The sequence below is a fragment of the Rhizobacter terrae genome, from assembly GCF_003852895.1.
Classification (GTDB): domain Bacteria; phylum Pseudomonadota; class Gammaproteobacteria; order Burkholderiales; family Burkholderiaceae_C; genus Albitalea; species Albitalea terrae.
Genome location: NZ_QUSW01000001.1, coordinates 699,493 through 718,850, shown reverse-complemented (window position 1 = coordinate 718,850; position 19,358 = coordinate 699,493). Strand labels below are relative to the sequence as shown.

Here is a 19,358-nt window from a genome sequence, read left to right as displayed (position 1 = left end):
TGATCAACCAATATTCAAGACAAGCACCGACATGGTCATTCATCCGATCCCTGCCGCACTCGGCTTGTGCGCCGTGCTGCCGGACTTCCTCTCCCCGGCCGAATGCCGGGCTTTCATCGCCCGCGCCGAAGGCCAGGGTTTCCATGGCGCTGGCAGCGACTACCCGCCTTCGTACCGCAACAACGAGCGGCTGGTGATGGACGATGCCGAACTGGCCGACCAGATGACACAACGGCTCCTTGCCCGGCTGCCGTTACCGGCGCTGGCCCGCACCGACGCCGAGGGCGTGCGCTGGCAAGCGGACCGCGTCAACGAGCGTTTCCGCTTCTGCCGCTACCGCGAGAACCAGGCCTTCCACATCCATCAGGACGGCGTGCACCACCGCGGCCCGGACCACCGCTCACAGCTGACCTTCATGGTCTACCTCACCGACGGCGACGAGTTCGAGGGGGGCGACACGCTGTTCTTCGACGGCGGGCCCGACACGACCCCGCGGGGCGAGCCGCATCCGCCGGTGCGCTCGAGCGTGCGGCCACAAGCGGGCAGCCTCATCGTCTTCGACCACCGCATCTGGCATGCGGGTGCCATCGTGACGCGTGGCGTGAAGCACATCATGCGCAGCGACCTGATGTTCCGCGCCGAGCGGGTGGCAGTGGCGGCCGACGCGCCGTTCTCGCCGCCGCACCAGGGCTACGTCTGGGCGATGTGCGCCTTGCCCGGTGGACAGGTGGCCAGCGCGGGGCGCGATGCCAGCATCCGCATCTGGGATGCGCAAGGCCGCAGCGTCGCCACCTTGCAGGGCCACGAGCAGTCGGTGCTGGCGATGGCCATGGTCGACAACCAGCGCCTCGCCTCGGTCTCCCGCGACCGCAGCCTGCGCATCTGGGACCTGTCCACCCGCCGTTGCGAACGGCGCTTCACGCCGCATGGCGCGGCCATCCTGTCCGTGGCGGTGTGGCAAGGACTGCTCATCACTGGAGGCGCGGACGGCGACCTGCGCATCACCGACCTTCGCCGCGGCGAATGCACGACGCTGGACCGCGCGGGATGCTGGCAGTGGGCCCTCGACGTCACGGCCGATGGCCTGCTCGCTTCGGCGGGCGAAGACCGCATCGTCCGAGTGCACGATCTGCCGAACCTGCAAGCCCGCGAGCAGCTTCCGATCGGCGCCGCCTGCCGCAGCGTGGCCTTCTCACGCGATGGCCGCCAACTCGCTGTCGGCGACATCCAGGGCCGCATCACGGTGTGGAGCCGGCAGTCCGGCCGCTGGCAGCAGGCCGCGTCGTGGCAAGCCCACCAGGCCGCCGTGCGCCGCGTGCGCCATGGAGACGACGGCACGTTCTTCAGCGGCGGCGAAGACGGATGGGCCAGGTGCTGGTCCGCCCGGCAGGAGGCCACCTGGCAAGCCCGTCACGGCAACTTCGTCACCGACGTGCTGCCGGCGAGCGACAGCGTGCTGACTTGCGCCTACGATGGCCGCATCGCCCGCCACATGCCCATCGCATGAACCGTCCCGATTTCCTGCAAGGCATCGCACCTGCCGCTTACAACGGCTGCGACGATGCGCTGTTTCGAATCGCCCGCGACGCCTACGACTCGCCGGGCCGCCACTACCACGGCTGGAGCCACATCGAGGCCTGCCTGAACCAGTTCAAGGAGGTGCAGGTGGACCGGCCGCGCACCGTGCTGCTGGCCATCCTGTTCCACGACGCCATCTATGTTCCCGGCCGCCGAGACAACGAGGAGCGCAGTGCGCAACTGGCCGTGGACACGCTGGTCGCGCACAGCCGCCTCGATGCCGATGAGCGGGAAGAAGTCGCCCAGCTCATCCGGCTGACCGCCAGCCACCATGCGCCGCGCACGCTGCTGCACGACGAGGCGGCCTTGCTCGACATCGACCTGTCCGTGCTCGGCGCCGATGAGGCCACCTACCGGGCCTATGCCGACGGCGTGCGCCGCGAGTTCGTTCCCGCTGCCGTCACCTCCGAGGCGTTCACTGCGGGCCGTTCGCGCTTCCTGCACGGCCTGCTCGCGCAGGAGCACCTGTTCGCCACCGCCCGGATGCGTGCACGTCGCGAGGCGGCAGCCCGGCGCAATATCGAGCACGAACTGCAGGAGCTCGCGGGCGGCGAGGTCAGCGCAGGCTGAGCGTCACGTGCTTCCAGCGCGGGTCCTGCCAGCGGTGGAAGGCCGTCAGCGCATCGGGCTTGTCGGCGCGGTTTTCCAGTGTCAGCGTGTCCAGCTTCAGCACCTCGTAGCTGCGCCTGAAGCGTCCGTCCACGCGCGCTTCGCGAGCCACCAGCAGCTTGGAGCTGCCAGGTACCCAGCCCGCGAATTCCACAACGCCCAGCTCGGGTTCGCCCGTGCCGGGCGGCAAGGCGTCCAGCACCCAGGCGTTGTTCACGCGGTGGAACACCCACAACTCGCGCCAGGTGCTCAGCGGCTGCACGGCCACGGCCAGGGCGTTGCCCTGCGGACTGGTGCTGGCCGATGCGCCCCACACCGTGCCGAAGGTGCAGCGCTTGAGCAGGGGCTGCGAGGCATCGTGCTTCGCATCGATGAGCGACACGCAGGTCTCGCCCGGCTGGCCCGGACTGGTGACGATGGCGAGCTTGGTGGCCGGCCCGTCGGCCGGCGCGGGCTCCGTGGCCCAGCGGCTGGCCGAGACGCGCACGGCCGCATCGGCATAGGCAGTGTCGTCCGCCTCGCTGAGCTCGGCCTTGTTCACGCCGGCCAGGGCCTGCAGGGCGCGCTCGGTGGCGACCGCATCCTGCCCGCCCTTGCGGTGCCGGTCGAAGGCCACGCCGGCCCACACGCCGGCCGTGCGGATGCGCAGGCGGTTCTTCAGCGTCTCGGGCAGGTCCGGGGCCATGGCGCGGTCGAGCAGCTCGGCGCGGGCTTCGTCCACGCGCTGCCGGTCCAGCGGGCTCATCGCCGGGTCCACGCATTCGTGGCGGGTGAGGGCGAGCGCGGCATGGGCGCGCTGCGCGCTGGTCGATGTCATGGTCAGCACGCGCTTGAAGGCGTCGCCGTCGTAGCACAGCTGCATGTGCCCCTGGCGCTCGAAACTCGCGATCTCCACGCCGTAGGCCGCCACGACTTCCAGGTGCGCGGCCAGCCGCTGGTCGGCCGCCTTGTCCTGCGACTGGCGGGCGGAGGCGCGGCGGGCCAGCCGGTCGGCCATCTGGCCGAGCGCATCGAACGGTTCGGCCGTGATCTGCGATGCGGGCACGGCGCGCAGGTAGGCCGCGGCATAGGCCACGCCCAGTGCTTCACTGCCGGACTGGTCGCGCAGGAAGCGCAGCACCGCCAGGGCTTCGGGCGCATCGGCCGGTGCCAGCGACACGCGTCGGACTTGCGAGGCACGCACGTAGCCTGCGCGTTCACGGCGATGGTCGTAGACCTGCACGTAGTCCATGCGCTCGCCGCGGATCTCCAGCGCGTCGCCTTGCCAGAGCACGGCCTGCTGCTGCGCGGAGTCTCGCGGCGACGCGCGCAGCGCGACCTGGTCCTGCACGACGATGGCGATCACGCCGGGCGTCTTGTCCGCGGGCGTGGCCGACGCATTGGCCGCGGCGGCCACCGGCGTGGGCTGCGTCGTCGCGGGCACGGCCGCGTTCGCGCTTCGCAGCAGCGCCACGCCGCTGACGACGATCATGGCTGCGACGGCGAGGTGGATCGTGGCGGACATCACTGAGCCTCCTTCGTCGTCTCTTGCGGCTCGGCAGGTGCGGCAGCGGCGGCCGCCTTCTGCTGGCTGCCCAGCAGGGCCGATCCGATGAACCCGCCATCGCTGGGCGGCGGCGCGATGACGACGGTGATCTTGTCCGACAGCTTGTCGGCCATGGTCTTCTGGATCAACAGCGGGTGCTTGCTGATGAGCGCACCCTCACGGGCCATCTGCTCGCTGGTGATCTTGCCCACGCGATCCAGCCGGTAGGCCTCGGCGTCGGCCAGCTTCTGGCGCGAATCGGCCTCGCCGGCGGCCTCGATGCGGCGGGCCTGGGCGGTGCCTTCCGCGCTCTTGATGCGCGACAGCTTCTCGGCCTCGGCTTCGAGCTGCCGCTGCTCGATCTGCTTCTGCTTGAACGGCAGCACGTGCTTCATCGCTTCGGACTGCGCCTTGGCCGCGATGATCTGCTCGTTGCCCGCGGCCTCGGCGGCCTTCTCGCGGCGCACCTTGTCGGCTTCGGCGTCGAGTTCGGTCTCCTTCACGCGCTTGTCCTTGAGCTCCAGCGTGTAGCGCATCTTCTCGCTCGCAAGCTCCTCGGCAAGCAACTGGTCCATGCCGCGGCGGTAGTCGGCCGGCAGGTCCACCTTGCCCATCTGCACGGCGCGCAGCATCACGCCGTCGGCCGCCAGCTTGGGGCGCAGCTCGGTCTCGATGGCCTGCTGGATTTCAGCGCGCTTGCTGGAGAAGATCTCGCGCACGGTGTACTTGGTGAAGACCTTGTAGATCACGCCCTGCACGGCGGGCTCCACGATCTCGGTGCCGAGGTTGTCGGGCAGGGTCCGGGCCATCGCGCCGATCTTGGCGGGGTCCAGTGCGTAGCGCACCGACAGGTCCACGCCGATGGACAGGCCCTCCACCGACTGGAAGGGCGCGTCGCCGGTGGCCTTCGCGCTCTGCACGGGGCGGTAGACCTGGTCGCGCAGGTCGAACACGCGCAGGTCGTGCAGGCCGGGCAGCACCATCACGCTGCCTTCGCCGAACTGGCTGGCGTGGCCGGTGAGGCGGTTGTCGCGCACGCCGATTTCGCCGCGGCCCACGGTCTTCACCGGCGGGTGCTGGACGAGGGCATAGCCGGCCGCACCCACCGCCAGCACGCCGATGATGAGCCCGCGCGAATGGGTGATGCTGCGGGCCATGCCCTTGCCCGCAGCGCCCATCCGCGCGGCCGGGCCGGCAAAGGCATTCCGGATGGCCGTGACGACGGCATTCAAGCGCTCAGACATGATCTCGATCCCTTCCAGTGTTGTGGTGGGACCAGACTGTCGCGAGGGCGGATGAAGCTCGAATGAAGTCTGCGTGCGGGCGCCGTGAACGAGCGGCGAAAGCCGATCAGAAGCTGATCGTGAAGCGCTGGTTGCGAAAGCGCAGGACCGCGCTCTTGAGCTTGATCTGCTCCAGCACGAGGTCGGGCAGGACCTTGTCGTTCTCGTGGAAGATCTGCCCATTGAGGATGATGAAGCGGCTGGCCGCGCTCTCGGAATAGATCGAGCCGCCCACCGCGAACTTGGGGATCTGGCGGCGAAGGTCTTCGGGCAGTTCGTCTTGCGTGGGCAGGCGTGCGGCCGAGGCGGTGGGCGCGGGCTTGGCGGCGGCTGCCGGTGCTTGCACCGTGGTCGCAGCGGGCACCGGCGGCAGCGATTGCTGCGCGGTCGCCGGCACTGGCGGCAAGGTGGGCGTGCGTGCCGGCGTCGGAGCGACGCGGGAGGAATCCGGCGCTGCCCCGGCGTTGACCGGGGCCATGTTCACGGGCATTGCCGCGGGTGCAGGTTCCGTGGCTGCCACCGGCTCGCGCACGGGTTCACGCCCGAGCCACTGCCAGGCCAGCGAGGCCAGCAGCGCCAGGCTCAGGCCGGCCACCACCCACACCATGGGGTTGGTACCCCGGCCCTCGCGGGCTTCGGACGCACCCGGCAGCACCGACTGGGCGTGGATGCTGGGCACCGAGCCGCGTTCGCGTTCGGCATCCGCGCGTCGAAGGGCGTCGAGGATGTAGGACATGGGCGGCCTATCTTTCCGCGCTCAGCCGCGGCTCGGGAATACCCATGGCGCGGTTGAGCTGCATGAAGGTGGTGGGGCCGGCGAGGCCGTCGGCCTTGAGGCCCTGGGCGAGCTGGAAGGCCGACACGCGCGGACGCAGGGGGCCGCCCTGCGGGGCGCCGTCGACCTTGGCAAGCTGCGCCGACAGCCACTCGGCCATGGGGCCGGTCTCGGCATCCACGACCTTGTTGACGTAGCCCGGCGGCACGCGGAAGAAGGTGGCGTAGTCGCCCTTCCACATCGACGCCAGCGTGGCGAGCGACACCGTCTGCGTCACGCCGCCAGTGCTGAGCGTGGCGGTTTGCGTGCCCAGGCCGGTCAGCACGGCGAAGCCGGTCTTGTCGCTCTCGTCGCGCACGCTGATGATGCCCGGCCGGGCGAGCTGGCGGATCAACGCCAGGTTGCTGCTGGTGCTGCGGAAGCACTCCACCTGGGCGCGTCCGGCGAGCTGGCAGGGGTCGCCGTCGCCGAGCTTCAGGTCCCAGGCGGGGGCGAGTTCACGCCAGGCGTCGCGCTCGCTGTGGATGGCGGACTTCACGCCGGTTGCCAGGGACACCGCAGGCGCTGGTGCAGATGCGGCCGGCTTGGCGATGGCCGCCGGTGGCGCGCTCGCCGCGGCCAGGTGGTCCGGTGCGGCTGCGCTGGCCGAAGGCGCGGCCAAGGCCAGCCGCGTGGCCGACGCAGCGGGATTGGGAGCGGCCGCGGTCGGAGCGCCGTGCCGTGAATCCATCGCCACCGTGCCCACGCCCAGCAAGGCGACGCAGGCCGCGATGCCGCCGCCGGCCACCGCCCAGCGCTTGTTCCGCGACCAGGGCAGGCGGGCGCCATCGGCCGCCACGCCGAAGACTTCCTGCGATGCCTTCTCCACCATCGTGCGGTCCACGTTGGGCCGCTGGTTGCCGTAGGCGCCCAGCAGCGCACGGTCGCACAGCAGGTTGATGCGCCGCGGAATGCCGCGCGACAGCTCGTGGATGCGGGCGATCGCGTTGGCATCGAAAGGGAAGGCACGCGTCATGCCCGCCACCGCCATGCGGTGCCGGATGTACTGCGTCGTCTCCTTGGGCGACAGCGCGTCCAGGTGGAAGCGCGCGATCACGCGCTGCGCCATCTGCTCCAGCTCGGGCCGCGCGAGCATGGTGCGAAGCTCGGGCTGGCCGATGAGGATGATCTGCAGCAGCTTGCGCTCGTTGGTCTCTAGGTTGGTGAGCAGGCGCAACTGCTCCAGCACGTCGGCCGAGAGGTTCTGCGCCTCGTCGATGATGAGCACGTTGTTCTGGCCCACCGAGTGCGTCTTGAGCAGGAACTCGTTGAGCGCGTCGACGTAGTCCTTCACCGTGGCCATGCCGGGGATGCTGGCCTGCATCGGAATGCGGAACTCGTCGCAGATCGACTTCAGCAGCTCGTCGACCGTGAGCTTGGGGTTGAAGATGTAGGCGACGTTGCAGCGCGGCGGGATCTGCTCCAGGAAGCAGCGGCACACCGTGGTCTTGCCCGCGCCGATCTCGCCGGTGAGCAGCACGAAGCCGCCGCCGCCCTTGACGCCATACAGCAAGTGGGCGAGCGCCTCGCGGTGCCGATCGCTCATGTAGAGATAGCGCGGATCGGGCGCGATCGAAAAAGGCTCCCGCTTCAGTCCGAAGAAACGCGCGTACATGTCCGCAGTCTAGCGGACTGGATTTGGTAGGGTGGGTCGAGCGAAGCGGACCCACGGGTCGGTTGTCAAAGCGGCACCGCGTGGGTCCGCTTCGCTCGACCCACCCTACGGGGTCATCGCTGGCCTTCTGACAAGGTATCCAGTTGGAACCGTCCGCTCTTGTCGACCAGCCACACTTCCGTGAACTTCACGCCGCCCATGCGCGAAGGCGCGGGCATGGGCGAGGCGCGCTGGATCATGTCCTTGACCGCCGCCGTCACGTCCGGCGCATGGGTGGGCACGCGGATGGTGTTGATGTCCTGCACGTTGCCCTGGTTGTCGACCGAGACTTCAAGCACCACCACCGCATGGATCAGCGGGGGCAGCTTGCCCTTGTAGACCTTGTCGGCATAGGCCTTGTAGACGTGCCTGGCGGCATCCTTCTTGTACGCCGCTGCGGTCTCCGCGCTGGAGATGTTGGCGGCGGCCACTGCCTGCGCCTGGGCCATCAAAGGCGCGGCCAGGCCCAAGGATGCGGCGAACGCGGTGGCGAGGAGGGGGATGCGGAGGGACTTCATGGCAGCCTGCGCGGGTGAAACTGAGGTGTCTCACTGTGACAGTCCGCCGGCTTGCGCGGTGGTGAAGAAATCACGCCTTTTCCAGTCCAATTCACCGGTCACAAGGGCGACGAAAACAAGAACGTGAGTGGTTGGTCGCGTGACGCGTTTTGTCACGGATGCACTGGTTTGGCGTGTGGGCGGCTTGATGGGCCGCGTGAACCGGGCGGTCTAGGTGAAAGCCCGGGGCTCGTCGCGCCGCTTTGAGAGAGGATGCCGACGAAACACGTCAATGCGCCCGGAGGACCGGCCGCTCAGCTGCGCCGCACGCGCCGCAATTCGTCGAGGATGAGCAGTCCCGCGCCGATCGTGATCGCGCTGTCGGCGATGTTGAACGCCGGGAAGTAGGCGCTGCCGTAGTGGACCTGGATGAAGTCCACCACGTAGCCGTGCACCAGCCGGTCGATGACATTGCCCAGTGCGCCGCCCAGGATCAGCGACAACGCCCAGGAGAACATCGTCTGCCCGCCATGCCGCCTGAGCATCCAGATGATGAACGCCGTGGCTGCCAGCCCCAGCCCCGTGAAGAACCAGCGCTGCCAGCCCGCCGCGTTGTGCAGGAACGAGAACGCCGCACCGGTGTTGTGGGCCCGCACGACGTCGAAGAACGAGGTGACGTAGACGGTGTCGCCCAGCTTGTAGTTGCCCAGGATCAGCACCTTGGTGAACTGGTCGGCGAGGATGACGATGAGGGCGATGCCGAGCCAGGGGAGGAGTGACGAGCCGGCAGCATTTCGAGAGGTCATGGGTTCAGTGCTTTTGCAGTCGGGCCAGGACCGTCAGAGGGTCACGGGATGTATGGAAGACGGAAGCGATGACAATCGTTTCTCCACGAAGCGTGTAGTACACCTCGTACGGAAAGCGACGCAGCGACAGACGCCTGTACTCCTTGGCAAACAGGCGGTACCGAAGAGGCGAGCGCTCGATGCGCGTCAGTGTCGCTTCCAGGGCGCGTTCGAATTCGGAGCCCAGGCCTTCGCGCTTGCGCTCATACCAAGCGGTTGCCGTGCTCACATCCTTGAAGGCTTCCGGTGTAAATGAAAGCCGGGTCATTTCTCTTCGCGAAGCCGCCGTTTGACCTCTTCCCAGGGGATGCCTGATTCAGGGTTGGCGTCGTATCTGGCCATGCGTTCGCGAAGCTCACGGACCACGGCTTCCGGCACGGGCTGCGCGTCGATCTCGTCGGCGATGCTGTCCCAGAGGTCTTCGACCAATTCGAGGCGCTCGGCGACCGGCAACTCGAAGAGTGCAGCGAATTCGGGATGACGGTTCATGGTCGACTCCATGGTGCGGCTCATGCGACTGTACGCGTTTCACCCGCACCGAAAAGATTGCCCGTGCACCGCCCGCACAGCGTCGGATGCGCCGCATCGTGCCCCACGTCTTCCCGCCAGTGCCAGCAGCGCTCGCACTTGGTGGCGGTGGACGGCGTGACCTGCACCTTCAGCTCGTCGCCATTGACCACGTCGGCCTTGGACGTGATGGTGACGAACTTCAGGTCGTCGCCCAGCGAGGCCAGCAGTTCGTAGTCGGCCGCGTTGGCGGTGATGCGGATGTCGGCCTGCAGGGACGAGCCCACCTTGCCTTCGGTGCGCACGGCCTCGATGTCCTTGTTCACGAGGTCGCGCACCTGGTGGATGAAGTTCCACTTCTCGATGAGCGCCGGGTTCTCCCAGGCGCTCGTGTCGCTGAAGGTCTCGATGAAGATGGAATCCGACTGACCCGGTGCGAACACCTTCCAGGCTTCCTCGGCCGTGAAGCTGAGGAAGGGCGCCATCCAGCGCAGCATGGCGTGCGTGATGTGCCACAGCGCGGTCTGCGCGGAGCGGCGCGACAGCGACTTGGCGCCGGTCGTGTACAGGCGGTCCTTCAGGATATCGAGGTAGAACGCGCCCAGGTCCTCGCTGCAGTAGACCTGCAGCTTGGCGACCACCGGGTGGAACTCGTACACCTCATAGTGAGCCAGCACCTCGGCCTGGAACTGCGCGGCCCGGGCGAGGGCGTAGCGGTCGATCTCCAGCATCTGCGTCAGCGGCACGGCATCCTTGGCCGGGTCGAAGTCGGAGGTGTTGGCCAGCATGAAGCGCAGCGTGTTGCGGATGCGGCGGTAGGCGTCCACCACGCGGGCGAGGATCTTCTCGTCACCCGCGATGTCGCCCGAGTAGTCGCTCGCGGCAACCCACAGGCGGATGATCTCCGCGCCCAGCTTGCTGCTGACCTCCTGCGGCTCGATGCCGTTCTTCAGGCTCTTGCTCATCTTGATGCCCTTGCTGTCCACGGTGAAGCCGTGGGTCAGCAGGCCGCGGTAGGGCGCGCGGCCTTCCAGCGCGCAGGCGATGAGCAAGGACGAATGGAACCAGCCGCGGTGCTGGTCGTGGCCCTCCAGGTAGAGGTCGGCCTCGGGGCCGGACTCGTGGCTGCCGCCCGGGTGGGAGCCGCGCAGCACGTGGAAGAAGGTGGAGCCGGAATCAAACCAGACATCGAGGATGTCGTTGCTCTTGGCGTACTGAGTCGCGTCTTCGCCCAGCCACTCGGCCGCATCCAGCTTGGACCACGCCTCGATGCCGCCTTGCGCCACCAGCGCCGCCGCACGGTCCAGGAACTCCATCGTCTTCGGATGCAGGTCCCCTGTCTCCTTGTGCAGGAAGAAGGGCAGCGGTACGCCCCAGTTCCGCTGGCGGCTGATGCACCAGTCCGGCCGGTTGGCGATCATGTCGCGCAGCCGCGCGCGGCCGTTCTCGGGGTAGAAGCTCGTCTGGTCGATGGCGTCCAGCGCGGTCTGGCGCAGGGTCTTGGGCGCCTTGTCCAGGGTGAACACGCCTTCGCCTGCGTCCATGCGCACGAACCACTGCGCCGCGGCACGGTAGATCACCGGCGACTTGTGGCGCCAGCAGTGCGGGTAGCTGTGCAGCAGCTTGTCGGTGGCCATCAGCCGGCCCGCGTTCTTCAGCGTCTCGATGATCTGCGGGTTGGCCTTCCAGATGTTCATCCCGCCGAACAGCGGCAAGGCCGGGTCGTAGCTGCCGTTGCCCTGCACCGGGTTCAGGATCTCGTCGTGCTTCATGCCGTGGTGCAGGCACGAGTTGAAGTCGTCCACACCGTAGGCGGGCGACGAGTGCACGATGCCCGTACCGTCTTCCGCGGTGGCGTAGTCGGCCAGGTACACGGGGCTGGTGCGCGCGTAGCCCGGGTCCACGTGGGCCAGCGGATGGTGGAAGCGGATCATGTCCAGGTGCCCGCCATGCGTCGTGGCGATGACTTGGCCCGTGAGGCCGTAGCGCGCCAGGCACTTTTCCACCAGTGCCTCGGCCAGCACCAGCAGGCCGCGCTCGGTGTCCACCAGCGCGTAGACCAGGGCCGGGTTCAGGTTCAGCGCCTGGTTGGCGGGGATGGTCCACGGGGTGGTGGTCCAGATGACCGCGAAGGCGTCCTTCTCCAGCTTGGGCAGATGGAAGGCGGCGGCCAGCTTGTCGGGCTCGGCGCACAGGAAGGCCACGTCCACGGTGGGCGAGGTCTTGTCGGCGTACTCGATCTCGAATTCGGCCAGCGACGAGCCGCAGTCGAAGCACCAGTACACCGGCTTCAGCCCGCGGTACACGAAGCCGCGCTCGATGATCCGCTTGAGCGCGCGGATTTCACCGGCCTCGTTGCCGAAGTCCATCGTGCGGTAGGGCCGGTCCCAGTCGCCCAGCACGCCCAGGCGCTTGAAGTCGGCCATCTGCTGGGCGATCTGCTCGGTGGCGTAGGCACGGCTCTTGGCCTGCACCTCATCGCGCGGCAGGTGGCGGCCGAAGGTCTTCTCGATCTGGTTTTCGATGGGCAGGCCGTGGCAGTCCCAGCCCGGCACGTACAGCGCGTCCATGCCCTTCAACTGGCGCGCCTTGACGATCATGTCCTTGAGGATCTTGTTGACGGCGTGGCCCATGTGCAGCTGGCCATTGGCGTAGGGCGGGCCGTCGTGCAGCACGAACTTGGGCGCATTGCAGCGCGCGTCGCGCAGCTTCTTGTAGACGCCCTGCTCCTCCCACTCCTTCACCCAGCCCGGTTCGCGCTTGGGCAGGTCGCCACGCATGGGGAAGGGCGTGTCAGGCATGTTCAGCGTGGCACGGTACTTGTTGGCGGTGGAATCAGTGGACATGCTTCGTTCTCGGGAAGAGTGTTCGCAGCGGGACCTTCGAGGGCCGGCGAGTGAGAAGACCGCGTTCGAGGCAGGGCCTGGGGTGGCGAACGGGGCGACGCGTGCGGAAGGCGTGATCCGCGAGGGGCCGCGTCAAATTCGGTCGCGCGTGGTCTGGCGGCGCGTGGCGCTGTGCCAGCACGGCGGGACGGGGCGGACGGTATACGATGGCATGAGTTCCATTCTACCGGGCCGTGCCAGGCCTTCCTCCCCCATGATCCGAGCCCTTCGTGTGGCCGCGATGGCGGGTGCCCTGCTGCCGCTGGCCGGGCAGCCGGCGAGGGCGGATGACGCCCCGGCCCCGCAGGAGCCCGCCGCCCAGGTGCCCGGCGAGGCGGCGTCGGCGGCTTCGGCGCCATCAGCGCCGAAGTGGAAATGGGAGGGCGCCATCGGCCCCATTGTCAGCGTGTCCCCTCGCTACGCGGGCGATTCCTCCCGCAAGACCTCCGTCGTGCCCGGCTTCTACCTGCGCTACGGCCGACTGAGCATCAGCAACGCCAGCGGCTTCATCACCCGGCGCAACAGCGACGACATCTTCCGCGGCCTGGGGCTGGACCTGAAGCAGAACGACCGCCTGCGGCTGAACGTGGCCCTGCGCGTGGACAACGGCCGCCGCTCCAGCGACAGCACGGCGCTGCACGGCATCGACGACGTGCGCCGCACGATCCGGGCGCGCACGTCGGTCACCTACAACCTGGACCACGGCTGGAAGGTGGGGGCGGGCTGGGGCGCTGACCTGCTGGGCCGCGGTGGCGGCAACGTGTTCGATGCCGGCGTGAGCCACGACCGGCGGGTGAGCGAGTACACCACCTGGACCCTGTCCACCGGCGTCGGGCTGGCCGACGGGAAGTACATGCGCAGCTACTACGGCGTGTCGCCCGTTGAATCCACGGCCAGCGGCTACCCGGTGTACGAGCCGGGTACGGGCATCACCAGCGTGTCCCTGGGCACCGGGTGGCGCACCGAGATCAACCCGCAATGGGTGGCGCTGTGGGGAGGCTCGGTGGGGCGGCTGCTGGGCCCGGCGGCGCGAAGCCCGCTCACGACCTCGGCGCGGCAGTGGAGCTTGAATGCCGGCATCGCCTGGCGGTTCTGAGCGTCAGCGAAGAACGAAGGTGTTGCGGCCCGCGGCCTTGGCATCGTAGAGCGCGGCGTCGGCACGGGCATTGATGTCGGCGGCAAGGACGGGCCTGTCCCCGGCCAGCGCGATGCCCACGCTCGTCGTGACCTGCACCTGCCGTTCCTCCAGGTCGAACGGTGCCTGCATGGCGGCGACGATCTTGGCGGCCACGGCGCCTGCCCCGGTTGCGGTGATCGGCCCTTCGAGAAGCAACGCGAACTCGTCCCCGCCCAGCCGCGCCAGCGTGTCCACGCCCCGCACGCACTGGCGCACCCGCGCCGCGAAGCCCGCCAGCAACTGGTCGCCCGCGGCATGTCCCAGGGTGTCGTTGATGGCCTTGAACTTGTCGATGTCCAGGTAGGCCAGCGCGAAGCCGGTGCCGTCGCGCTTGTGCCGCTCGATGGCCTGCGCGAGGCGGTCGGCGAAGAGCGCGCGATTGGGCAGGCCGGTCAGCGTGTCGTGCCGGGCAATGTGCGCCAGCTCGCGCTCCAGGTTCTTCAGCTCGGTGATGTCCAGCGTCAGCGAGAAGAAGCCCTCGACGGTCCCATCGTCGGACAGGTGCGGCACGAAGGTCACCGACAAGTCGGCCACGCTGCCATCGTCGCGCCGGTGCTGTCGTTCGTAGTGGGCTGTCTGGCCGGACAGTGCCTGCTCCTTGTACGGGCCGATGCGCTCGTACAGCGCATCGCCCAGCACCTCGCGCATGTTGCGGCCGACGATCTGCTCGCGCGCCAGGCCGAGCATCCGCATGTAGGGCAGGTTGCTGAACAGGTAGCGCTCGCTGGTGTCGATGTAGGTGATCATCGCCGGCACGGCGTCGATCATCAGGCGCAGGCGGGCCTCGCTTTGCTGCAAGGCAATGGCCGCGCCGGTGTCTTCGATGGCCTCACGCCGAATTGCCATGGACGCCCCCGGAACTGCAATCCCGGCGATTCTGCCGACAGCGCCGGCAGGAATGGGCCATGCCCCTACCTGGGCCTACGAGGCCAGCCAGCGGCGCGCATCGTCCTCGTCGCGTGCGATGCCGGCCTTGAGCGCATCGAGCGATTCATAGCGGCGTTCGTCATGCAGCTTGTGCAGCAGCTCCACGCGGATGCAGCGCCCGTAGCCGCCCTCGGCGGCCAGCGAGGCCGGCCAGTCGAGGCAGTGCGTCTCCAGCAGCACCCGCCCCGCATCTTCCACCGTGGGCCGCACGCCCAGGCTCGCCACGCCCGGGAGCGGCGAATCCGTGAGGCCGAACACCCGCACGACGAAGATGCCCATCGCCGCCGGCTTGGGGTGGTGGAAGCGCAGGTTCAGCGTGCGAAAGCCCAGCTCGCGCCCCAGCTTGCGCCCGTGCACCACGTGGCCGCTGATGCTGTAGGGCCGGCCCAGCAGCGTGGCGGCGCGGCCCATGTCGCCGGCGGCCAGCGCCTCGCGCACGGCGGAACTCGACACCCGCAGTCCGTGCACCTCGTAGCTCATCATGCGCGCCACGTCGAAGCCGGCGGCATTACCCGCGGCATCCAGCATGGCGTAGTCGCCCGCGCGCTTGGCGCCGAAGCGGAAGTCGTCGCCCACCAGCACGTACTTCGCATGCACGCCCTCGACCAGCACCTGGTCGATGAAGGCCTGCGGCGAGAGCGAGGACAGCGCGTGGTCGAAGCGCAGCACGATCACCTGGTCGATGCCCACGCGTTCGAGCTCGCTGAGCTTGTCGCGCAAGGTGGCGATGCGCGCCGGTGCCAGCTCGGGCTTGCCGGCCAGCCTGGCGAAGTGGTCGCGCGGATGCGGCTCGAAGGTCATCACGCAAGAAGGCAGGCCGCGGTGCTGGGCTTCGTTGCGCAGCAGCGCCAGCATGGCCTGGTGGCCGCGGTGGACGCCATCGAAGTTGCCGATGGTCAGCGCGCAGGCGCGGGCGATGCCGGGGTGGTGGAAACCGCGGAAGACGTGCATGCGGCGGATTATCCCGCCTGCGGCAACGTCGGTCTTTCCAGCAGCCGGGTGACCACGGCGATCATCGCCTCGAACTCCACTGGCTTGGCCAGGTAGTCGTCCATGCCGGCCTGCAGGCAGCGCTCGCGGTCGCCCAGCACGGCGTTGGCCGTGAGCGCCACGATGGGCAGGTGTTCCCCGGCCGGCTCGCCGCGCCGCCAGCGCCGCGTCGCCTCCCAGCCGTCGAGCACCGGCAGCTGGCAGTCCATGAGCACCAGCGAGAGGCCGCCGGCGCGCATGCGTTCCAGCGCGGCCAGTCCGTCTTCGGCGATGTCCACTTCCAGCCCCGCACACTGCAGCATGGCCGTGGCCACCATCGCGTTGACCGGGTTGTCGTCCACCACCAGGACGCGCCCGCGCAGCCCGCCGGGCGTGGCCTGTGCCTTGGTGGCAGGCCCGGCCGCGGCCTGTGCGGTCTGGCAAGGCATGGAGAACACGAAGCAGGCGCCGCGGTCTGCGGCTGGGGTGCAGACGACGTCCCCGCCCATGGCGCGCGCCAGGCGGCGCGAGATGGTCAGGCCCAGGCCAGTGCCGCTTCGGCCGTGCGCCACGGCCGAAGGGCCCTGCTCGAAGGCGTTGAAGATGCGTTCGCGCATGTCCGCCGGCACGCCGTCGCCGGTGTCCAGCACCACGAATTCGAGCTGGCCGTCCTGGCGGCTCACGTCCAGCCGCACCTCGCCCTCGCGGGTGAACTTGATGGCGTTGCCCAGCAGGTTGTGCAGCACCTGCTTGATGCGCGAGGCGTCGCCCATCACCCAGGCGGGAAGCGACGCATCGATGTGCACCTCGAAGGCCAGGCCCTTGTCCTGCGCCACCGCACCCAGCAGCCCGGTCACCTCCTGCACCATGTCCGCCAGCGCGAAGGGCCGCTCGTCGATGGCCAGCTTTCCGAACTCGATGCGCGACAGGTCGAGCAGGTCGTCGATCACCGTCTGCAGGTGGCGTGACGAGTCGTGGATGATCTCCAGCTGCGACCGCTGCTCGTCGTTCAGCGGCGATCGCTGCAGCATCTGCGCCATGCCGAGGATGCCGTTGAGCGGCGTTCGCATCTCGTGGCTCACGGTGGCCAGGAAGCGGCTCTTGGCCGCATTGGCGTGTTCGGACAGCCGCATGGCGTGCTGCCGCTCTTCGGCGATCCAGGCGTTCTCGAAGCGAAAGCGCAGCATCTCCACCACCCGTGCCTCGCTGCGCTTGGCCTCCAGGCACATCATGCCCAGGTAGATGACGATGCCCAGGCAGGCCAGCCAGCCCTCGGCGCTGCCGCGCAGGCCCTGCACGACCATGGACGGCAGCAGCAGCGTGAACAGGAACACCACGCAGCCGCGCCAGTCGCCCGCGTAGCTGAACACGCCCACGCCGGCGATGCCGATCAGCGAAGCGAGCATCACCGCGCGCAGGCCGGGCGCTTCGGGCGGCATGAAGATCACGCCCATCGAGCCCCAGATGAGGCCGTCGACGATGAGCAGCGCGAGCGAGCGGCGGCGCCAGTAAGCGGTGCTCTCGGCCGTGCCCTGGGCCAGGCGGGCGAAGCGCAGGGTGTCCAGGAAGCGCAGGGCGCCCACCACGACCTTGAGCGCCATCCAGGCGACGACCACGGCATGCGCGGTGTAGTGCCACATCACCACCGACACCAGCGCGCCAAAGGCCATGCCGGCCAGCACCGGGGTGCCGGTCAGCTCGTGGATGATCGCCACTCGCTCGGCATCGACCTGCTCGGCAATGCGCTCGAGTGGGTGCTGCATCGCGTCCGAGGCGTGCAGGTGGGGGTGGGGGGAGTGGGCAGGCGGGCTTGGGGCCTGCTCCGGGGGCGTGGTCACTGGCTGCGGTCCCGCTGGCATGTCCAGGCTCAAGCCTGTGTGGTTCCTTCCTTGCCGGGGCAAGGTACCACTGCCGTGCGGGTCGCGGCGTCAGGCTTTGCCGCAGCCTGTGTGGCGGACCTCACGCCTTGGGCGAGATCGCTTCCGGGCCGTCCAGCCAGCGCCAGGCGCCAGGGGCCAGGTCGTCGGGCAGCCGCAGTGCACCAAAGCCGCTGCGGTGCAGCGATTCGACCCGGTTGCTCACCGCGGCCAGCATGCGCTTGACCTGGTGGTACTTGCCATCGGTGAGCGTCAGCCGCAGGCCGTGCAGGCCATCGGCCATGGGCCCGGTGAGCTCGGCCGCCGCCGCCTTCACCGTGGCGGGGTCGTCCACCAGCTTCACGCCGGCCAGCAGCCGCTCCACCTGCTCGGCGGTGACCGGGTGCTTGCAGCCCACTTCGTAGACCTTGGGCACGTGCTTCTTGGGCGAGGTCCAGCGGTGGATGAGCGCACCATCGTCGGTGAACAGCAGCAGGCCCGTGGTGTCCTCGTCGAGCCGACCCACGGTCTGCACCTCGCGCACGCGCAGCGGCGGCGGCAGCAGGCTGTAGACGCTCGGATGGTGCTTGGGCTTTTGCGAGCACTCGTGGCCGCTGGGCTTGTTCATCACGAGCAGGGCCTTCTCATGGTACTGCCACGTCTCACCGCGGACGGTGAAGACGAGGCCGCGCGTGTCGACCTCCTCGAAGGGGTCGTCGATGCGCTGGCCGTTGGCGGTGACGTGGCCCGAGGCGATCAGGCCTTCGCATTCGCGCCGGGCGCCGAAGCCTTGGGTGAAGAGGACTTGGGAGAGCTTCAATCAGTCGTGCAGTTCGAGGAAGACGACGTGATTGTCCGCTGCCGGCCAGGCCTTGCCGGCCACGCGCTCGCCGTTGAACTCGCCCACGATGAGCCGGTTGGGTGCGTCCAGCACCTTGAGCTTGGCTGTCGACACGCCCGCCACGCCCGGCGGAATGCCGCCAGGTGGCGTCTTGCCGTCAAACGTGATCTGGTCGCGCGGGATGCCGAAGTAGCCGCGCGGCCGGGTGAAGGTCACCACCGACTTCGCGTCGCGGTCCGCATCGGCGATGCGCTCGGCGCGCAGGTTGACGATGGTCGACGAGCGCGGGAAGGGCGAGCGGTAGATGTGCGTGACGGCATACCCCGGCGCGCTGACCACGAACTCGTAGGCCGTCTTCGGGTTGGCGGTGAACGGCCCCCACAGGCCGTCGGCGCCGATGGTCTTGCGATGCACGGCCGCGCCGTCGCGCTCGCCTTGTGCGGTGGTGGCGTAGACCTCCAGCGTCGCGCCCACCAGCGGCAGGTTGTTGGCGTAGTTGCCGCGGCCCGGCTCGTTGTTCAGGCCCAGGCCCGACACCTTGCCGTTGAGCACCACGCTGGCCTCCGGTGTCACCGACAGCGTCGACGGCGAGCGGCCGGTGATGAAGCGGAACATCGCCTCGAAGGCCTTGGGCCCGAACGAGGTCTCGCGGTGGTCTACGCCCGGCAGCACGACGTTGTCCGCGCCCTTGAGCGCGGGGCCGTCGAAGCCCACGTTGGTGGGCGTGCCCTTGGCGCCGATCCACACGCCGTCGGGCTGGGCGTACTTGTCGTTGTTGTCGGAACGGATGGTCATCCACTTCACACCGGGCGTGACCTCCCAGCCTTCGGAGCCCTTGGGCGCGTTCAGCGCCGTGAGGAAGGGGCCGGCGCCGTTGAATTCGCTGCCCGTGTTGCGCTTGGCATCGGCCCACACGCCGTGGTTGGGCGTGCCGCCCAGGATGGCATGCGACACGTTCTTCGTGCCGCCGCCGTTGGCCAGGTAGTTGCGGATGGCATTGCCACCGCGCGAGTTGCCGATGAGCACCACCTTCTTCGCGCCGGTGGCCTTCATCACGCGGTCCACCTCGTCCGACAGGTACTTCATGTGCTCCGCGGTGGAGGTGCGGCCGTCCTGCAGCTTGCCGTCGTCGTCGCGCGCCAGCGGGTAGGGCAGGTCGATGGCGTGGAGCCGCTCGCGCGGCCAGCCGTTGCTCTCGAAACGCCACACGGTGGTGATCCACAAGGCGGCGGTGTCGCCGTTGCCGTGCACGAACACCAGCGGCGGGAAGGGGTCGGGTGCCTCCACCTTGGGCGCGGTGCGGCAGGCGGCGAGCAGCGATGCGGCGCCGGCGGTCAGCAAGGCGGTGCGGCGCGAGATTCGTTGGGACATCGGTGGTGTCTCCGTGGTGT

The 19,358-nt window shown here is 68.9% G+C and carries 17 protein-coding genes; 3 read left to right on the top strand and 14 right to left on the bottom strand.

All coding sequences use genetic code 11. The features are described from left to right. Positions 1-31 precede the first annotated feature (31 nt). The gene (locus tag DZC73_RS03290) at positions 32-1,507 is read left to right on the top strand and encodes a 2OG-Fe(II) oxygenase (RefSeq protein WP_124538753.1); all 1,476 of its coding nucleotides are present in this window, start codon (positions 32-34) and stop codon (positions 1,505-1,507) included. Beyond that, positions 1,504-2,148 carry an HD domain-containing protein gene (locus DZC73_RS03285; RefSeq protein WP_124538752.1) on the top strand — a complete coding sequence of 215 codons (645 nt, stop codon included), beginning with the start codon at positions 1,504-1,506 and terminating at the stop codon, positions 2,146-2,148. The genes DZC73_RS03290 and DZC73_RS03285 overlap by 4 nt, the downstream gene beginning before the upstream one ends. Here the strand turns inward: DZC73_RS03285 and DZC73_RS03280 are convergent. The 9 genes from DZC73_RS03280 to ileS form a co-directional block, all read right to left on the bottom strand. Continuing rightward, positions 2,135-3,691 carry an SH3 domain-containing protein gene (locus DZC73_RS03280; RefSeq protein WP_235834967.1) on the bottom strand — a complete coding sequence of 519 codons (1,557 nt, stop codon included), beginning with the start codon at positions 3,689-3,691 and terminating at the stop codon, positions 2,135-2,137. The genes DZC73_RS03285 and DZC73_RS03280 overlap by 14 nt on opposite strands. Further along, complete coding sequence (locus tag DZC73_RS03275) at positions 3,691-4,956, bottom strand: SPFH domain-containing protein (RefSeq protein ID WP_124538751.1); 1,266 nt, start codon at positions 4,954-4,956, stop codon at positions 3,691-3,693. Before DZC73_RS03275 ends, DZC73_RS03280 begins: the two co-directional genes overlap by 1 nt. Positions 4,957-5,062: 106 nt before the next feature. Next, complete coding sequence (locus tag DZC73_RS03270) at positions 5,063-5,731, bottom strand: general secretion pathway protein GspB (RefSeq protein ID WP_124538750.1); 669 nt, start codon at positions 5,729-5,731, stop codon at positions 5,063-5,065. Between the two features lie 7 nt (positions 5,732-5,738). Continuing rightward, entirely contained in the window at positions 5,739-7,424 is a 1,686-nt protein-coding gene (locus DZC73_RS03265; protein WP_124538749.1) for an ExeA family protein, read from the bottom strand. A 113-nt stretch (positions 7,425-7,537) separates the two neighbouring features. Continuing rightward, positions 7,538-7,981, bottom strand: coding sequence for an energy transducer TonB family protein (locus DZC73_RS03260; protein ID WP_124538748.1), 444 nt, complete (start codon positions 7,979-7,981; stop codon positions 7,538-7,540). A gap of 293 nt (positions 7,982-8,274) precedes the next feature. Further along, positions 8,275-8,766 carry a signal peptidase II gene (lspA, locus tag DZC73_RS03255; RefSeq protein ID WP_124538747.1) on the bottom strand — a complete coding sequence of 164 codons (492 nt, stop codon included), beginning with the start codon at positions 8,764-8,766 and terminating at the stop codon, positions 8,275-8,277. Positions 8,767-8,770: 4 nt separating this feature from the next. Beyond that, positions 8,771-9,073, bottom strand: coding sequence for a type II toxin-antitoxin system RelE/ParE family toxin (locus DZC73_RS03250; RefSeq protein ID WP_124538746.1), 303 nt, complete (start codon positions 9,071-9,073; stop codon positions 8,771-8,773). After that, entirely contained in the window at positions 9,070-9,318 is a 249-nt protein-coding gene (locus DZC73_RS03245) for an addiction module protein (protein ID WP_198414766.1), read from the bottom strand. The genes DZC73_RS03250 and DZC73_RS03245 overlap by 4 nt, the downstream gene beginning before the upstream one ends. After that, positions 9,315-12,158, bottom strand: a complete 2,844-nt coding sequence (gene ileS, locus DZC73_RS03240) for an isoleucine--tRNA ligase (protein ID WP_124538745.1) — start codon at positions 12,156-12,158, stop codon at positions 9,315-9,317. Before ileS ends, DZC73_RS03245 begins: the two co-directional genes overlap by 4 nt. A gap of 253 nt (positions 12,159-12,411) precedes the next feature. Between ileS and DZC73_RS03235 the strand changes: the two genes are divergently transcribed. Beyond that, a complete protein-coding gene (locus DZC73_RS03235; protein WP_161974434.1) occupies positions 12,412-13,293 on the top strand; it encodes a MipA/OmpV family protein in 882 nt (293 codons plus the stop codon). A gap of 3 nt (positions 13,294-13,296) precedes the next feature. Here the strand turns inward: DZC73_RS03235 and DZC73_RS03230 are convergent, their stop codons facing one another. The 5 genes from DZC73_RS03230 to DZC73_RS03210 form a co-directional block, all read right to left on the bottom strand. Further along, positions 13,297-14,220, bottom strand: a complete 924-nt coding sequence (locus tag DZC73_RS03230; RefSeq protein ID WP_124538743.1) for a sensor domain-containing diguanylate cyclase — start codon at positions 14,218-14,220, stop codon at positions 13,297-13,299. Positions 14,221-14,295: 75 nt separating this feature from the next. After that, positions 14,296-15,252, bottom strand: a complete 957-nt coding sequence (locus DZC73_RS03225) for a bifunctional riboflavin kinase/FAD synthetase (RefSeq protein ID WP_124538742.1) — start codon at positions 15,250-15,252, stop codon at positions 14,296-14,298. A gap of 8 nt (positions 15,253-15,260) precedes the next feature. Next, positions 15,261-17,033 (bottom strand): ATP-binding protein, encoded by a 1,773-nt coding sequence (locus DZC73_RS03220; RefSeq protein WP_161974433.1) that lies wholly within the window; start codon positions 17,031-17,033, stop codon positions 15,261-15,263. Positions 17,034-17,229: 196 nt separating this feature from the next. Then, entirely contained in the window at positions 17,230-17,946 is a 717-nt protein-coding gene (locus DZC73_RS03215; protein ID WP_124538740.1) for a pseudouridine synthase, read from the bottom strand. Next, positions 17,947-19,338 carry an alpha/beta fold hydrolase gene (locus tag DZC73_RS03210; protein WP_124538739.1) on the bottom strand — a complete coding sequence of 464 codons (1,392 nt, stop codon included), beginning with the start codon at positions 19,336-19,338 and terminating at the stop codon, positions 17,947-17,949. Positions 19,339-19,358: the final 20 nt, after the last annotated feature.

What these genes read in the sequence shown, in the direction of transcription:
- DZC73_RS03290 (WP_124538753.1), top strand. Translation starts at nt 32, where the DNA reads ATGGTCATTCATCCGATCCCTGCCGCACTCGGCTTGTGCGCCGTGCTG.
- DZC73_RS03285 (WP_124538752.1), top strand. Translation starts at nt 1,504, where the DNA reads ATGAACCGTCCCGATTTCCTGCAAGGCATCGCACCTGCCGCTTACAAC.
- DZC73_RS03280 (WP_235834967.1), bottom strand. Translation starts at nt 3,691, where the DNA reads ATGTCCGCCACGATCCACCTCGCCGTCGCAGCCATGATCGTCGTCAGC.
- DZC73_RS03275 (WP_124538751.1), bottom strand. Translation starts at nt 4,956, where the DNA reads ATGTCTGAGCGCTTGAATGCCGTCGTCACGGCCATCCGGAATGCCTTT.
- DZC73_RS03270 (WP_124538750.1), bottom strand. Translation starts at nt 5,731, where the DNA reads ATGTCCTACATCCTCGACGCCCTTCGACGCGCGGATGCCGAACGCGAA.
- DZC73_RS03265 (WP_124538749.1), bottom strand. Translation starts at nt 7,424, where the DNA reads ATGTACGCGCGTTTCTTCGGACTGAAGCGGGAGCCTTTTTCGATCGCG.
- DZC73_RS03260 (WP_124538748.1), bottom strand. Translation starts at nt 7,981, where the DNA reads ATGAAGTCCCTCCGCATCCCCCTCCTCGCCACCGCGTTCGCCGCATCC.
- lspA (WP_124538747.1), bottom strand. Translation starts at nt 8,766, where the DNA reads ATGACCTCTCGAAATGCTGCCGGCTCGTCACTCCTCCCCTGGCTCGGC.
- DZC73_RS03250 (WP_124538746.1), bottom strand. Translation starts at nt 9,073, where the DNA reads ATGACCCGGCTTTCATTTACACCGGAAGCCTTCAAGGATGTGAGCACG.
- DZC73_RS03245 (WP_198414766.1), bottom strand. Translation starts at nt 9,318, where the DNA reads ATGAGCCGCACCATGGAGTCGACCATGAACCGTCATCCCGAATTCGCT.
- ileS (WP_124538745.1), bottom strand. Translation starts at nt 12,158, where the DNA reads ATGTCCACTGATTCCACCGCCAACAAGTACCGTGCCACGCTGAACATG.
- DZC73_RS03235 (WP_161974434.1), top strand. Translation starts at nt 12,412, where the DNA reads ATGATCCGAGCCCTTCGTGTGGCCGCGATGGCGGGTGCCCTGCTGCCG.
- DZC73_RS03230 (WP_124538743.1), bottom strand. Translation starts at nt 14,220, where the DNA reads ATGGCAATTCGGCGTGAGGCCATCGAAGACACCGGCGCGGCCATTGCC.
- DZC73_RS03225 (WP_124538742.1), bottom strand. Translation starts at nt 15,252, where the DNA reads ATGCACGTCTTCCGCGGTTTCCACCACCCCGGCATCGCCCGCGCCTGC.
- DZC73_RS03220 (WP_161974433.1), bottom strand. Translation starts at nt 17,033, where the DNA reads ATGCAGCACCCACTCGAGCGCATTGCCGAGCAGGTCGATGCCGAGCGA.
- DZC73_RS03210 (WP_124538739.1), bottom strand. Translation starts at nt 19,338, where the DNA reads ATGTCCCAACGAATCTCGCGCCGCACCGCCTTGCTGACCGCCGGCGCC.